Here is a 15412-nt window from a genome sequence, read left to right as displayed (position 1 = left end):
CACCTGAAGGCACTCCAGCTTAAGTGAACAGCATTACGCTCCTACAGGGCCCTGCAAACCTCGATTCATGTGAGCGATGCAAGGCGCGACCTTGCCATAGGGCCGCTCCGCTCGGCAGCAGCGAAGGCCTGCAACTGTGGATAGAAGGCACGGAAGTCGTCCATCAGCGGCTCGTATAGCAGGTCCAGTTCCTCCATGACCCCCACCATCCCTTCGGGCTTCGACAGGCGCCGGGCAATGCCTTTGAACACCTGCTCCAGCGTGGCGAAGTCGCCATAAGCCCCCAGCCAGTCATCGGCGGCCATGAACGGCGCGATATGCGCCAGCCGACCCGGCAACTCAGGCTGTGCCAGCAGGACCTGATAGAAGCGCCGGGTGAAGAGGTCTAGCGGCTGCTCGGCATAGTCGTTCCAATGCCGGGCCAGGCAATGGTCGAAAAACACATCCAGGATGATCCCGGCAAAACGCCGCCGCTCGCGGGGAAACCGCGCCAGCGCCGCCAGCACCAGCGGGTGGCTGTCGGTGTAGCTGTCGATATGCCGGTGCAGGCGGATGGCCGCTTCCAGCGCCAGCGGGAAACGCCCTTCCAGCGATCCCTTGACGAAATCCCCATACAGGCTGCCCAGCAGTTGCTGCGGCTCGTCGCCGCCCAGATGAAGGTGTGCGAGGTAGTTCATGGCGCAAGTCTAACACTGAGATAAACCATATCGTTATAACCCGATATAGCGATTCACGCTCAGCTCAGAACCTCTTCATATTTGTATATCGTGAGATACCGATTTATATTTCGTGACATCGCGATATACCGCTACACACCACGAGCCCAACCATGCCTCTCGATCTCGACGAAATAATAAAAGCACTGTCCCATCCGGTACGGCGAGACATCCTCAACTGGCTGAAAGACCCAGCGACGCAATTCCCTGACCAGCACCACAGCACCGAACATGGCGTCTGTGCCGGGCAGATCGATCAACGCTGCGGCCTGTCGCAGTCGACCGTCTCCGCCCACCTGGCCACCTTGCAGCGCGCGGGCCTGATCACCAGCCAGAAGATAGGCCAGTGGCATTTCTTCAAACGCAACGAGGAAACCATCCAGGCCTTCCTCAAGCAGATGAGCCAAGAGCTCTGACAAGGACCTTGCAATGCCCCTTTCCCTGTTGATCCTGGCGCTCAGCGCATTCGCCATCGGCACCACCGAGTTCGTCATCATGGGCTTGCTGCCGGACGTGGCCAGCGACCTAGGCGTGTCGATCCCCGGTGCCGGCTGGCTGGTGACCGGCTATGCCCTAGGCGTGGCCATCGGTGCGCCGTTCATGGCCCTGGCCACTGCCCGCTTGCCACGCAAGGCGGCGCTGGTGGCACTGATGGGTGTCTTCATCGTCGGCAACCTGCTGTGCGCCGTCGCCAGTGATTACAACCTGCTGATGTTCGCTCGGGTGGTGACAGCCTTGTGCCATGGTGCCTTCTTCGGCATCGGCTCGGTAGTGGCCGCCAGCCTGGTGCCGGCTAACCGCCGCGCCTCGGCCGTGGCCCTGATGTTCACTGGCCTGACCCTGGCCAACGTGCTCGGCGTGCCGCTGGGCACCGCCCTCGGCCAGGTGGCCGGCTGGCGCTCGACCTTCTGGGCAGTGACGGTCATCGGCGTGATCGCCCTGATCGGCCTGGTGCGCTTCCTGCCGCTGCAGAAGGACGAAGAAAAAGTCGACATGCGCGCCGAACTGGCGGCTCTCAAGGGCATAGGCATCTGGCTGTCGCTGACCATGACCGTACTGTTCGCGGCATCGATGTTCGCCCTGTTCACCTACGTCGCGCCGCTGCTCGGTGATGTCACTGGCGTGTCGCCACGGGGCGTGACCTGGACCCTGCTGCTGATCGGCCTGGGCCTGACCCTGGGCAACATCCTCGGCGGCAAGCTGGCCGACCGGCGCCTGGGCGCCACCCTAATCGGCGTCTTCGCCACCATGGCCGTGGTCTCCACCGTGCTGAGCTGGACCAGCAGCGCCCTGGTGCCTGCGGAAATCACCCTGTTCCTCTGGGCCACCGCTGCCTTCGCCGCTGTGCCGGCCCTGCAGGTCAATGTAGTGACCTTCGGCAAGGCCGCGCCGAACCTGGTGTCGACCCTCAATATCGGCGCCTTCAACCTGGGCAATGCCCTGGGCGCCTGGGTCGGCGGCAGTGTCATCGCCCACGGGATGGGCCTGACCAGCGTGCCTCTGGCTGCTGCGGTGCTGGCAGTACTGGCATTGCTCGTCACCCTCATCACCTTCAGCCAGCGCGGCAACGACGCCGAACTGGCTCCCGCATCCAACTGACCACTGCGAGGCTTTGCGCATGACCACGCTTTTCGATCCGATCACCCTCGGCGACCTCGAACTGCCGAACCGCATCATCATGGCGCCGCTGACCCGCTGCCGCGCCGACGAAGGCCGCGTACCCAACGCCCTGATGGCCGAGTACTACGTGCAACGTGCCAGCGCTGGCCTGATCCTCAGCGAAGCGACCTCGGTGACACCGATGGGCGTCGGCTACCCCGACACGCCTGGCATCTGGTCCAACGACCAGGTGCGCGGCTGGACCAACGTAACCAAGGCCGTGCACGCCGCGGGCGGGCGCATCTTCCTGCAACTGTGGCATGTGGGGCGCATCTCCCATCCCAGCTACCTGAATGGCGAGTCCCCGGTGGCCCCGAGCGCGATCCAACCCAAGGGGCATGTCAGCCTAGTGCGGCCAATCACTGAATACCCGACACCGCGCGCCCTGGAAACCGCCGAGATCGCCGACATCATCGAGGCGTACCGGGTCGGTGCGGAAAACGCCAAGGCAGCCGGCTTTGACGGCGTGGAAATCCATGGCGCCAACGGCTACCTGCTCGACCAGTTCCTGCAAAGCAGCACCAACCAGCGCACCGACCACTACGGCGGCTCCCTGGAAAACCGAGCCCGCCTGATGCTGGAAGTAACCGACGCCGTCATCGAAGTATGGGGCGCGAACCGTGTCGGCATGCACTTGGCACCCCGTGCCGACAGCCATGACATGGGCGACGCCGACCGTGTCGAAACCTTCACCTACGTTGCCCGTGAACTGGGCAAACGTGGCGTAGCCTTCATCTGCTCTCGCGAGAAAGAAGCGGACGACAGCATCGGCCCGTTGATCAAGGAAGCGTTTGGCGGCCCGTATATCGTCAACGAGCGCTTCGACAAGGCCAGTGCCAATGCCGCCCTGGCCAGCGGCAAGGCCGATGCAGTGGCGTTCGGCGTTCCATTCATCGCCAACCCGGACCTGCCAGCCCGCCTGGCTGCCGATGCGCCATTGAACGAAGCGCATCCGGAAACCTTCTATGCCAAGGGGCCGGTGGGGTATATCGACTACCCGCGGATGTGATGTAGCGGCCCCGCCTCTGGCAAGGCTTCGCCAGCCTACGCTGACTCCTACAGGGCTCTGCAAGCAGGCCCTGTAGGAGTCAGCTGACGCTAAGGCCGGGCGTTGATCTGCTGCTGCAGGTTCTGGATCTGGCTTTGCAGGGTATTGATGTTGCGGGTCATCTGCCCACGGAAAGCATCGAACTCCTGCACCGAGGCACCGCTGGCGGCAGGCGTCGCCGGGCGGTTGTCAATCTGGCTCTTGAGCACCAGCACATCCTGCTCCAGGCTCTGGATCGCCGCGCTGGGATTGCCCTGCTTCTTCAACGACGCCACCTCGCCACTCAGGCTCTTGATCTGGCTGTCGAGCTTGCCGCCATCCACCTGGGCAGCCTTCAAGGCCGCCAGTTCAGTGTTCACGGCCTTGATCTGCGCCTGCAACTGACTCTGCAACTCGGCATTGGCTTTCTGCTGCGCTTCATTGGCCTTCTGTTGCTCACGGGCATCGGCCAGCACCTGCTCCAAGCGCTTGCCCAAGTCGCCGGCCTGGCCTGCCACCCCTTGCTGTTGCTTGCCTTGCTCAGCCAGGCTGGCCTGCAACTGGCGGATCTGCAACTTGAGCGCTTCGCTGCCAGTGGCAACACTGGATTCGCTGGCTTCGACCTTTCCACTGATCGCCTGCAGACGTCCGGCGGCTTCCTCGCTGATGCGGGCGAAGCTTTCCTGGGTCGCCACCAATTGCTGCTCCATCAGCGAGATCTGTTGGGAGCTCCACCAGCCCAGACCCGCCAGGGCAATGAAAGAGGCGCCCAGCAGTGCCCAGAGCGGGCCGGTGCTGACCGGCCGAGCGGCTTTCTGCCGGGTACGGGCCACATGTGCCGGAAGCAGTTCATCGTCATCACGGGTGCCGGCACTCAAGGTGGGCACGTCGTCGAAATCGTCTTTGGCATCGTTACGCATGGGAGCTTTCAACCGCAGTAGTGGTAGCGAAGAGGCGCTAGGGTCTGTTGACGTTCCATTCTCACGCAGCCCGAAGGGGCGGGCCTGTTTTGGCGCAGCTGGGGGGAAACGTCAAGGGCCCCTAGTATAAACCGCTCAAGCGGCGCTCTGATCGACCACCGTCAGGCGTACAGGTTCAGTGACCGGCCTCTTGGCTTTTCCACCAGGTGCAAAACTCGTCCAGCGCCGACCACAAGCTGACCCTGGGATGGTAATCGAGTTGCTGGCGGGCACGGCTGATGTCCAAGGTGAAATCCTTGCTCATCACCTGCATGCCCAGGCGGCTCAAGGTGGGCTCCGGACGCCCGGGCCAGAGCAGGCAGGCAGCCTCGTTGAGGGCAGCCAGGCTGTAGGCCAGGCCATAGCTGCGGTAGCGGGTGACCTGCGGCAACTGCATCTGGCGCATCACGTAGTTGACCACATCCCACAACGGCAACGGCTGGCCATTGCTGATGTTGTAGGCCTGGCCCAGTGCCTGGTCATCGGCGAACAAGGCGCTGAGCAAGGCCTCGTTGAGGTTGTGCACGCTGGTGAAGTCGACCTTGTTCAGACCGTTGCCGATGATTGCCAGGCGGCGCTTGCGCTGCAGTTGCAGCAGCCGCGCAAAGATGCTGGTATCTCCCGCCCCGGTGACGAAACGCGGCCGCAAGGCCAGCACTTCCAGGCCGAACTCCTGAGCACCGAAGACCTTCTGCTCGGCCAAATACTTGGTCGCCCCGTAGTGGTCGTGGAAACGCCGTGGTACCTGCTCCTCGCGGATGTCCAGGCGCGAGCGGCCATTGAAATAGATCGATGGCGAAGACAGATGGACCAAGCGTCGCACATGCTCCTTCAGACAGGCTTCGACCACGTTCTCGGTAACCACCACGTTGCCTTGGTAGAACTCCTGGTAACGCCCCCAACTGCCCACCGCACCAGCGCAATGCACCACCGCCTCGACCCCCTGGCACAGGCGCCGGGCCAACCCGGCGTCGCCCAGGTCGCCTGGGATGAACTGCGCGCCACGCCGCACCAGGTGCTCGACGCCTTCGGCACGCCGGCCATTGACCCGCACCTCCAGGCCCTGCTCCAGGGCGAAACGCGCAAAACGCCCGCCGATGAAGCCGCTCGCGCCGGTGACCAGAATTCGCATGAAAGACTCCGCCTTGCCAGATTTCAGATGCAACTGACGCCGACCACGCCTACAAGGGCACCAGCCACTGTGCCGCCGTCTGGCGCAAGTGTTCGGTCAGTTGGCCGAGCAGTTGCCCGCCATTGCGCCAATGATGCCAGTACAGGGGAACATCGATAGGAGTATCGGCGCATATTTCCACCAGTTGCCCGCAGGCCAACTGCTCCCTCGCCTGCAGTTCAGGCACCAGCCCCCAGCCAAGTCCTGCCTCGGTCATGCGCAGGAAGCCCTCGGAGGAAGGGCAGAGATGATGCAGGAAACCCTCCTGGATACCCAGGGACGCCAGGTATCGGTGCTGAAGGAAATCGTCCGGCCCGAACACCACGGCCGGTGTCCGGGCCAACCGGGCGACCTCGAACCCCTGGGGAAAGTAGCGCTGCATGAAAGCTGGACTGGCCAGGGCCCGGTAGCGCATGGCGCCCAGCGGCAGGCTACGCGCGCCAGCCACTGGCCGCTCGCTGCCGCACAGGCAGGCGGCCACCTCGCCTGCGCGCATGCGCCGCAGGCCAACTTCCTGATCCTCGACCACCTGGTCCAACAGTACTTTCTGCTCGGCGCAAAACGCGCCCACCGCGCCAGCCCACCAGGTTGCCAAACTGTCGGCATTGAGGGCGATGCGCAACCGCTCCGGCATGCCCTCCTCATCCAGGGCCGGCACCTGGCGCTGCAGGTCGCGCTCCAGCAGGCGCACCTGCTGCACATGGTTGAGTAACTGGCGACCGACCTCGGTCGGGCTCGGCGGATTGGCTCGCACCAGCACCGGCTGGCCGACCCTCGCCTCGAGCAACTTGACCCGCTGGGAGATGGCCGACTGCGAAAGCCCCAGCACCTGCGCGGCTCGCTCGAAACCGCCCTGCTCGATCACAGCGGCAAGGGCAGCGAGCAGTTTGTAATCGAACATCAGTTTCTCTAATGCCTGATCAGGTTTATTTGTTTTTCTTATAGCAACTCTTTGCCCAGAATGACCAGCATCTTCTTTCGAGTCAGCGTCGGCGGTCCCGTCGGCGCCAGTGGAGCGTCTTCCTATGTGGCAAAGCTATATGAACGGCATGTTGGTGGCCTTCGGCCTGATCATGGCCATCGGCACCCAGAACGCCTTTGTCCTAGCGCAAAGCCTGCGTCGCGAACACCACCTGCCCGTGGCTGCCCTGTGCGTTGTGTGCGATGCGATCCTGGTCGCCGCCGGCGTGTTCGGCCTGGCCACGGTGCTGGCCCAAAACCCGACGCTGTTAGCGGTGGCCCGCTGGGGCGGAGCCGTGTTCCTGATCTGGTACGGCAGCAAGGCCTTGCGTCGCGCCTGCTCGATACAGAGCATGCAGCAAGACGAAGGCCAAGGCCTGCGCTCGCGCCGGGCAGTACTGCTCAGCGCCCTGGCGGTGACCCTGCTCAACCCCCATGTGTATCTGGACACGGTGCTGCTGATCGGCTCGCTAGGCGCCCAGCAGAGCGTGCCCGGCGCCTACGTGGCCGGCGCCGCCAGTGCGTCGCTGATGTGGTTCTTCACCCTGGCCCTGGGCGCGGCCTGGCTGGCGCCGTGGTTGGCACGGCCGGGCACCTGGCGCCTGCTCGACCTGATGGTGGCGGTGATGATGTTCGCCGTGGCGGCGCAATTGATTTTCACCTGACGTGCCGCTGGTCCGCGCGCCTGCGAAGGCTCTGGAACCTCTATTCCCTATACTTGTTGCGTGGTTATGCGCCGGGGCCGGTGCTATGATCCAGCCCTTGCGTCGCAAAGAGTACAAAACTCACCGACGCACACCGGCCGCCCGTGATCGGCCTTGCGCTCACCGCAACAGACCTGATTAGGAGATTCACCATGGCTTTTGAATTGCCGCCGCTGCCGTACGCCCACGATGCCCTGCAGCCGCACATCTCCAAGGAAACCCTGGAGTATCACCACGACAAGCACCACAACACCTATGTCGTGAACCTGAACAACCTGGTTCCAGGCACCGAGTTCGAAGGCAAGACCCTGGAAGAGATCGTCAAGACCTCCTCGGGCGGTATCTTCAACAACGCCGCTCAAGTCTGGAACCACACCTTCTACTGGAACTGCCTGGCGCCGAACGGCGGTGGCGAACCTACCGGCGCCCTGGCCGAGGCCATCAACGCCGCCTTCGGTTCGTTCGACAAGTTCAAGGAAGAGTTCACCAAGACTTCCGTCGGCACCTTCGGTTCCGGCTGGGGCTGGCTGGTCAAGAAAGCCGACGGCTCCCTGGCCCTGGCCAGCACCATCGGCGCCGGCAACCCGCTGACCAGCGGCGACACCCCGCTGCTGACCTGCGACGTCTGGGAACACGCCTACTACATCGACTACCGCAACCTGCGCCCGAAGTATGTCGAGGCGTTCTGGAACCTGGTCAACTGGAAGTTCGTTGCCGAGCAGTTCGAAGGCAACACTTTCAAGGCCTGACCTCGAAGGTTGGCGCTCGATTGAAAAAACCCGGCCTTGCCGGGTTTTTTTTCATCTGCGCCAAGCCATGCTGCCCTTGCCCCAGACGGATAGCACGCTAACATCAAGGATTGGGAAGGTTGATGCAGCGTACTCAAGCCGCATGGCAACGCAGCCGACACACTCCGCAGGACAGATCCGCTGCCAGGCTAGCAGTCTGACGGCTCACGGTGTTTCCCGTGGCGAACGGCCGATAGTGTAATGCCAAGGTTGATGGCAAAATAATGCCATGCGCATGGATTAAGGAAACCCTATTGAAGCTGGAATTCAAGAACAGCTTATCGGTCAAGTTGCTCAGGGTCGTGCTGCTCTCGGCACTCGCAGTCGGTGTCGTTCTCAGCTGTGCGCAGATCGTCTATGACGCCTACAAGATCCGACAGGCCGTCGCTACCGACGCCCAGCGCATCCTCGATATGTTCCGCGACCCATCGACCCAGGCGGTGTACAGCCTTGATCGGGAAATGGGCATGCAGGTCATGGAAGGCCTGTTCCAGGACGAGTCCGTGCGCATGGCCTCGATTGGCCACCCCAACGAGACCATGCTGGCCGAGAAGTCCAGGCCGCTGGAAGAAACGTCCACACGCTGGCTGACCGACCTGATCCTCGGCCAGGAGCGCAGCTTCTCCACCCCACTGGTCGGCCGTGGCCCCTACAGCGAGTACTACGGCGACCTCAGCATTACCCTCGACACCGCAGAGTATGGCGAAGATTTCCTGATCAACGCGGTGATCATCTTCATCTCCGGTGTGTTGCGTGCCATGGCCATGGGCCTGGTGCTGTACCTGGTCTATCACTGGATGCTGACCAAGCCGCTGTCGAAGATCATCGAACACCTCACCCAGATCAATCCCGACCGTCCCAGCCAACACCAGATACCGCAGCTCAAGGGCCACGAAAAAAACGAACTGGGCGTCTGGGTCAATACCGCCAACCAGTTGCTGGCCTCGATCGAACGCAATACCCACCTGCGTCATGAGGCAGAGAACAGCCTGCAACGCATGGCCCAGTATGACTTCCTCACAGGCCTGCCCAACCGCCAGCAGTTGCAGCAGCAACTGGACAAGATCCTTATCGACGGCGGACGCCTGCAGCACCGGGTTGCCGTGCTCTGTGTCGGGCTGGACGACTTCAAGAGCATCAACGAGCAATTCAGCTACCAGGCCGGCGACCAACTGCTGCTCGCCCTGGCCGACCGCCTGCGTGCCCACAGCGGCCGTCTTGGTGCCCTGGCCCGGCTGGGCGGAGACCAGTTCGCCCTGGTCCAGGCCAACATAGAGCAACCCTACGAAGCGGCGGAACTGGCCCAGAGCATCCTCGACGACCTGGAAGCCCCTTTCGCCCTCGACCACCAGGAAATTCGCCTGCGCGCCACCATCGGCATCACCCTGTTCCCCGAAGACGGCGACAGCACCGAGAAGCTGCTGCAGAAGGCAGAGCAGACCATGACCCTGGCCAAGGCCCGCTCGCGCAACCGCTACCAGTTCTACATCGCCAGCGTCGACAGCGAGATGCGCCGCCGCCGCGAGCTGGAAAAGGACCTGCGCGAAGCCCTGCCGCGCAACCAGCTGTACCTGGTGTACCAGCCCCAGATCAGCTACCGCGACCATCGCGTGGTCGGCGTCGAGGCCCTGCTGCGCTGGCATCACCCCGAGCTGGGCATGGTTCCGCCGGACCAGTTCATTCCCTTGGCCGAACAGAACGGCAACATCATCAGCATCGGCGAGTGGGTCCTGGACCAGGCCTGCCGCCAGTTGCGCGAATGGCATGACCTGGGCTTCGGCGAGCTGCGCATGGCCGTCAACCTGTCCACGGTGCAACTGCACCACAACGAACTGCCACGGGTGGTCAACAACCTGCTGCAGATCTACCGCCTGCCCCCGCGCAGCCTGGAGCTGGAAGTTACCGAGACCGGCCTGATGGAAGACATCAGCACCGCCGCCCAGCACCTGCTCAGCCTGCGCCGCTCCGGCGCGCTGATCGCCATTGACGATTTCGGTACCGGCTACTCGTCGCTCAGCTACCTCAAGTCGCTGCCGCTGGACAAGATCAAGATCGACAAGAGTTTCGTCCAGGACCTGCTCGACGACGACGACGATGCCACCATCGTTCGGGCGATCATCCAGTTGGGCAAGAGCCTGGGCATGCAAGTCATCGCCGAGGGGGTAGAGACGGCCGAACAGGAGAGCTACATCATCGCCCAGGGCTGCCACGAGGGTCAGGGCTACCACTACAGCAAGCCCTTGTCGGCCCGTGAACTGACCGCCTTTCTCAAGCAAGCGCAACGCAATCAGGTTTCAGTGCTGTAAGCCTCGCCCTCCTTGGCGATGCACCGTGAACGGGCATTTGAAGAATTCCGTGCCCGGCCCTTTACACCAAATGCAAATCTTTCGCATTATGTTGCGGTTTCGCGTGCCTTCGGCACACCAGTCCAACCACACGACGCAGGAACTAACAATGATTCGAATGCCTCTGGCCTCCGCCAGTCTGCTGGCCATCGCCATCTCCCTCGCCGGTTGCGGCGAAGGCAAGGACGAGAAGGCTGCCGCACCGCAAGCACAGGCGCCTGCAGCCAGCACCACGGCTGCGACGCCGGGGGCTGTCGATGAAGCGGCCGCCAAGGCCGTGGTCAAGCACTACGCCGAAATGGTCCATGCCGTGTACAGCGACTCGCTGAGCACCGCCAAGACCTTGCAGACCGCTATCGACGCCTTCCTGGCCAAGCCTGACGACGAAACCCTGAAGGCCGCCAAGGGTGCCTGGGTCGCCTCGCGCGTGCCGTACCTGCAGAGCGAAGTGTTCCGCTTCGGCAACACCATCATCGACGACTGGGAAGGCCAAGTGAACGCCTGGCCGCTGGACGAAGGCCTGATCGACTACGTCGACAAGAGCTATGAGCACGCCCTGGGCAACCCGGCGGCCAGCGCGAACATCATCGCCAACACCGAGATCCAGGTGGGCGAAGACAAGATCGACGTCAAGGAGCTGACCCCCGAGAAACTGGCCAGCCTCAACGAACTGGGTGGTTCCGAGGCCAACGTCGCCACTGGCTACCACGCCATCGAATTCCTGCTCTGGGGCCAGGACCTCAACGGCACCGGCCCAGGCGCCGGCAACCGCCCGGCATCCGACTACCTGGAAGGCGAAGGTGCCACTGGCGGCCACAACGACCGCCGCCGCGCCTACCTGAAGGCGGTGACCGACCTGCTGGTCTCGGACCTGGAAGAAATGGTCGCCAACTGGGCGCCGGACACCAGCGACAACTACCGCGCCACACTGGAAGCCGAGTCTGCGACCGACGGCCTGCGCAAAATGCTGTTCGGCATGGGCAGCCTGTCGCTGGGCGAACTGGCGGGCGAACGCATGAAGGTCTCGTTGGAAGCCAACTCGCCGGAAGACGAGCACGATTGCTTCAGCGACAACACCCACTACTCGCACTTCTACGACGCCAAGGGCATCCGCAACGTCTACCTGGGCGAGTACACCCGTGTCGACGGCAGCAAGCTGACCGGCCCGAGCCTGTCGTCGCTGGTGGCCAAGGTCGATCCGGCCACCGACGCCACCCTCAAGGCTGACCTGGAAGCCACCGAAGCCAAGATCCAGGTGATCGTGGACCACGCCCTCAAGGGTGAACACTACGACCAACTGATCGCCGCCGACAACGAGGCTGGCAACCAGATCGTGCGTGATGCCATTGCTTCGCTGGTCAAGCAGACCGGTGCCATCGAGCAGGCCGCCGGCAAACTGGGTATCGACAACCTGAACCCGGATACCGCCGATCACGAGTTCTGATCAGCGCTCCTGCTCCATCGAACGCCCGGTGCTAGCACCGGGCGTTTTGCATCATGCCTACGGAAACCATACCCGCTCCCCCCGACGCTCGACCTTGGTCATCCTGACGCCTCCTCACTCAGGCTCACCCAGGAGGCCGCATGTTCCAGATTCTGGATGTCTGGGGTGAAGGTCGAATAACAGACAGCTCGACCAGCCCCCCAGTCGTCACTGGCTTCACCAATGCCTACAACCTCAACAAGGTTGGTCAACGCATCTCCAACGGCCCGAATACGGATCAGGCCATTCCTCACGTCCTGCTCGTACAGGAGTACGACAACCCCGTCTTTCCAGTGGATGATCGCTCCGTTCCTGCCATCACTCTGATGGGAGCCCCGATCACCTCAGGCGTGGCCCGTGAGATGTGCCGGGTGCTTGCTCTCGAAGGCACGATCTATCTCTACGACCCCAACGACAACGACCGCAAAACCTTCGAAGCCGAAGCGGTTGCCTACGACGTGCAGTTGATCGGGCGATTCCAGCCCTCCCAGCTCGATCCGCCTTTCAACGAGATATCCATGCTGGCGGCCTATGTCTATCGCAGTCCGCCAGCCCCACTGCCAAGACCCAAGCACTAACCCATCAAGGAAGAACGATATGGCCAGCGTTACCTACATCAAGTCCATCGCCAACAACACCCCCTACACCCTGACCCTCATCAATGGAGAAAATGCCGACTACATGTTTGCCATCGGCGCGCAAAATGTCTGGAACGGCTCGATGGCCGTACCCTGGGTCGGTCGCGCCGCGGAAAACCACAAAGCATTGCAACTGATTCTCGGACCACAATCGGCAACCACCATCTGGGTTTTCCAGGACTACTGGAATCCACCCCACGAGAACGCGATCAAATACCTCACAGCAGATGAAATGGACTATGACGGTGCCACGTTGGAGCTTCCCGGAAACAACCGTGGAGGCGGCAACAAGAATCTGATCATCAACCTGGTCAACCGCGACTTCCAGTTGAGAATTGCCTGAGCAACCGTAGCGATAATTTCATCAAGTAAACGCAAACTCCTCTTATTCAATGATCCTGAGCCTGCTAAGCTTGCACGCCGGTTTTTCGCTCAAGCCCAGGATCCTTGATGTCCTCGTCGCTACTCCGTCTCAGCCCTCTGCTACTGGCCATGACCCTGGCCGCCTGTGATGATGCCCCGCGCTTCACCCAGGCCGAGCCAGGCGAGGCGTTGTCAGGTGGCAAGGCGACGGTCCAGCGGCACGACCGCAACGCCTTTTCCATGCCCTCGGCCAACCTCGCACCAGAACGGCGCCTGGACTTCAGCGTCGGCAACAGCTTCTTTCGCAGTCCCTGGGTGATCGCCCCCGCGACCACCACCGCCCGCGATGGCCTTGGCCCACTGTTCAACACCAACGCCTGCCAGAACTGCCATATCCGCGATGGCCGTGGCCATCCGCCGGAACCGGACGCGAGCAACGCCGTGTCGATGCTGGTACGCCTGTCGATTCCCGACCAGCCTGAATACGCCAAGGTCATCGAACGACTGGGCATCGTGCCCGAGCCGGTGTACGGCAGCCAGTTGCAGGACATGGCGATCCCCGGTGTAGCACCTGAAGGCAAGGTGCGGGTCGACTACAGCAGCGAGACGGTCACCTTCAAGGACGGCACCCAGGTCGAGCTACGCCGCCCACAGTTGCAGATCACCCAGCTCGGTTATGGGCCGATGCATCCCGATACCCGCTTCTCCGCCAGGGTGGCACCGCCGATGATCGGCCTGGGCCTGCTCGAGGCCATTCCGGAAGCTGCCATCCTGGCCAATGCCGACCCGGACGACCGCAACGGCGACGGCATCCGCGGCCGTCCCAACCGGGTCTGGGACGATGCCCTGGGCAAGACCGTGCTCGGCCGCTTCGGCTGGAAAGCCGGACAGCCGAACGTCAACCAGCAGAACGTCCATGCCTTCTCCGGCGACATGGGCCTGACAACCACCTTACGCCCGGTGGACGACTGCACGCCGGCCCAGGTCGACTGCCTGACCGCGCCCAACGGCGACGGTGCCGATGGCGAAAAGGAAGTCAGCGACAACATCCTTCGCCTGGTGTCGTTCTACACCCGCAACCTCGCCGTGCCCTCGCGCCGCGATGTCGACTCGCCGCAGGTGCTGGCGGGCAAGAACCTGTTCTTCCAGGCCGGCTGCCAGGGCTGCCATACCCCGCAGTTCACCACGGCCGCCGACGCCGCCGAGCCGGAACTGGCCAACCAGGTCATTCGTCCCTACAGTGACCTGCTGTTGCACGACATGGGCCCGGGCCTGGCCGACAACCGCAGCGAATTCGCCGCAGGCGGCCAAGACTGGCGCACCCCACCGCTGTGGGGCATCGGCCTGACCGAGGCCGTCAGTGGCCACACCCAGTTCCTCCATGACGGGCGCGCCCGCAACCTGCTCGAAGCTGTGCTCTGGCACGGCGGCGAAGCCGAGGCGGCGCGCCAGCATGTACTGACCTTCAATGCCGAGCAGCGCGCCGCGTTGCTGGCCTTTCTGAATTCACTTTAACGCGCAAGGAGCCGGGCATGTTCCGACCCAAACTGTTGTTCACCAGCCTCGCCGCACTCGCCCTCGGCGCCTGCTCGCCGCAAGACCCGCAGGCCGTGACCTCCGCCGCCATCGCCAAGCAGGTCATCCTGCCGACCTACAGCCGTTGGGTGGAAGCCGACCGCCAGTTGGCCGCCAGTGCCCTGGCCTACTGCGAAGGCAAGACCAGCCTGGAAAGCGCCCGCGCCGACTTCCTCAACGCTCAGAAAGCCTGGGCCGAGCTGCAACCACTGCTGGTCGGCCCGCTGGCCGAAGGCAACCGCGCCTGGCAGGTACAGTTCTGGCCAGATAAGAAGAACCTGGTCGGCCGTCAGGTCGAGCAGTTGGTCAATGGTGACAAGCCACTCAACGCCGAGACCCTGGGCAAATCCAGCGTCGTGGTACGTGGCCTGTCTGCCTATGAATACATCCTGTTCGACAGCAAGCCGGACGTCGCCAGCGCCGAGCAGAAGGCCCGTTATTGCCCGTTGCTAGTGGCGATCGGCGAGCACCAGAAGGCCCTTGCCGAAGAAATCCTCAAGGGCTGGAACAGCACCGACGGCATGCTCTCGCAGATGACCAAGTTCCCTAACCAGCGTTACGCAGACTCCCACGAGGCGATCGCCGACCTCCTGCGTGCTCAGGTCACCGCCCTGGACACCCTGAAGAAAAAACTCGGCGCCCCTATGGGCCGCCAGAGCAAAGGCATTCCCCAGCCGCTGCAAGCTGAAGCCTGGCGCAGCCATTCTTCGCTCAAGAGCCTGGAAGCCAGCCTCAAGGCCGCCCAGGCTGTCTGGGCCGGGGTCGACAACCAAGGGTTGCGTGGCCTGCTCGGCAAGGACCAGGTCGCCCTGGCGGAAAAGATCGACGATGCCTACGCCACTTCGGTCAAACTGCTGGCCGACAACCAGAAGCAACTGGGCGAATTGCTCGCCGACGATGCCGGCAAACAGGCCCTGAACCAGATCTACGACAGCCTCAACGTCGTCCACCGCCTGCACGAAGGCGAGTTGGCCAAGGCGCTGGGCATCCAGCTGGGCTTCAATGCCAACGACGGTGACTGATC

General features: G+C 62.9%; 15 protein-coding genes. 11 read left to right on the top strand and 4 right to left on the bottom strand.

Annotation, left to right across the window (positions count from 1 at the left end; all coding sequences use genetic code 11):
• Nucleotides 1-65 precede the first annotated feature (65 nt).
• Nucleotides 66-677 (bottom strand): acyl carrier protein phosphodiesterase, encoded by a 612-nt coding sequence (locus ACYU03_RS05400; protein WP_461888638.1) that lies wholly within the window; start codon nt 675-677, stop codon nt 66-68.
• 152 nt (nt 678-829) lie between these two features.
• Here ACYU03_RS05400 and ACYU03_RS05395 point away from each other — a divergent pair, with 152 nt between their 5' ends.
• The 3 genes from ACYU03_RS05395 to ACYU03_RS05385 are packed head-to-tail and all read left to right on the top strand — an operon-like array spanning nt 830 to nt 3384.
• Complete coding sequence (locus ACYU03_RS05395) at nt 830-1132, top strand: ArsR/SmtB family transcription factor (protein ID WP_461888637.1); 303 nt, start codon at nt 830-832, stop codon at nt 1130-1132.
• A 13-nt stretch (nt 1133-1145) separates the two neighbouring features.
• The gene (locus ACYU03_RS05390) at nt 1146-2315 is read left to right on the top strand and encodes an MFS transporter (protein ID WP_461888635.1); all 1170 of its coding nucleotides are present in this window, start codon (nt 1146-1148) and stop codon (nt 2313-2315) included.
• A gap of 19 nt (nt 2316-2334) precedes the next feature.
• Nucleotides 2335-3384 (top strand): alkene reductase, encoded by a 1050-nt coding sequence (locus ACYU03_RS05385; protein ID WP_461888633.1) that lies wholly within the window; start codon nt 2335-2337, stop codon nt 3382-3384.
• Between the two features lie 89 nt (nt 3385-3473).
• On the opposite strand, the gene ACYU03_RS05380 is transcribed toward ACYU03_RS05385, so the two are convergent.
• The 3 genes from ACYU03_RS05380 to ACYU03_RS05370 form a co-directional block, all read right to left on the bottom strand.
• Nucleotides 3474-4322: an ATPase gene (locus ACYU03_RS05380; protein ID WP_461888631.1), complete on the bottom strand. Its 849-nt coding sequence runs from the start codon at nt 4320-4322 to the stop codon at nt 3474-3476.
• Between the two features lie 175 nt (nt 4323-4497).
• A complete protein-coding gene (locus tag ACYU03_RS05375; protein WP_461888629.1) occupies nt 4498-5493 on the bottom strand; it encodes an NAD-dependent epimerase/dehydratase family protein in 996 nt (331 codons plus the stop codon).
• A gap of 49 nt (nt 5494-5542) precedes the next feature.
• On the bottom strand, nt 5543-6433 hold the full coding sequence (locus ACYU03_RS05370; protein ID WP_461888627.1) for a LysR family transcriptional regulator ArgP: 891 nt from the start codon (nt 6431-6433) through the stop codon (nt 5543-5545).
• Nucleotides 6434-6557: 124 nt separating this feature from the next.
• On the opposite strand from ACYU03_RS05370, the gene ACYU03_RS05365 reads away from it, so the two are divergent.
• From ACYU03_RS05365 to ACYU03_RS05330, 8 genes are all read left to right on the top strand, one after another.
• Nucleotides 6558-7157 carry a LysE/ArgO family amino acid transporter gene (locus ACYU03_RS05365; protein WP_461888625.1) on the top strand — a complete coding sequence of 200 codons (600 nt, stop codon included), beginning with the start codon at nt 6558-6560 and terminating at the stop codon, nt 7155-7157.
• A 191-nt stretch (nt 7158-7348) separates the two neighbouring features.
• On the top strand, nt 7349-7945 hold the full coding sequence (locus ACYU03_RS05360; protein WP_461888623.1) for a superoxide dismutase: 597 nt from the start codon (nt 7349-7351) through the stop codon (nt 7943-7945).
• Nucleotides 7946-8208: 263 nt separating this feature from the next.
• Complete coding sequence (locus ACYU03_RS05355) at nt 8209-10290, top strand: putative bifunctional diguanylate cyclase/phosphodiesterase (RefSeq protein ID WP_461888621.1); 2082 nt, start codon at nt 8209-8211, stop codon at nt 10288-10290.
• 148 nt (nt 10291-10438) lie between these two features.
• Nucleotides 10439-11773: an imelysin family protein gene (locus ACYU03_RS05350; RefSeq protein WP_461888620.1), complete on the top strand. Its 1335-nt coding sequence runs from the start codon at nt 10439-10441 to the stop codon at nt 11771-11773.
• Between the two features lie 140 nt (nt 11774-11913).
• A complete protein-coding gene (locus tag ACYU03_RS05345; RefSeq protein ID WP_461888619.1) occupies nt 11914-12390 on the top strand; it encodes a hypothetical protein in 477 nt (158 codons plus the stop codon).
• A 19-nt stretch (nt 12391-12409) separates the two neighbouring features.
• On the top strand, nt 12410-12793 hold the full coding sequence (locus ACYU03_RS05340; RefSeq protein WP_461888617.1) for a hypothetical protein: 384 nt from the start codon (nt 12410-12412) through the stop codon (nt 12791-12793).
• Between the two features lie 107 nt (nt 12794-12900).
• Complete coding sequence (locus tag ACYU03_RS05335) at nt 12901-14328, top strand: di-heme oxidoreductase family protein (RefSeq protein WP_461888615.1); 1428 nt, start codon at nt 12901-12903, stop codon at nt 14326-14328.
• A 17-nt stretch (nt 14329-14345) separates the two neighbouring features.
• Nucleotides 14346-15410: an imelysin family protein gene (locus ACYU03_RS05330; protein WP_461888613.1), complete on the top strand. Its 1065-nt coding sequence runs from the start codon at nt 14346-14348 to the stop codon at nt 15408-15410.
• Nucleotides 15411-15412: the final 2 nt, after the last annotated feature.

Source organism: Pseudomonas sp. X10, assembly GCF_054889225.1.
This window is presented reverse-complemented; position numbering and strand designations above follow the sequence as displayed.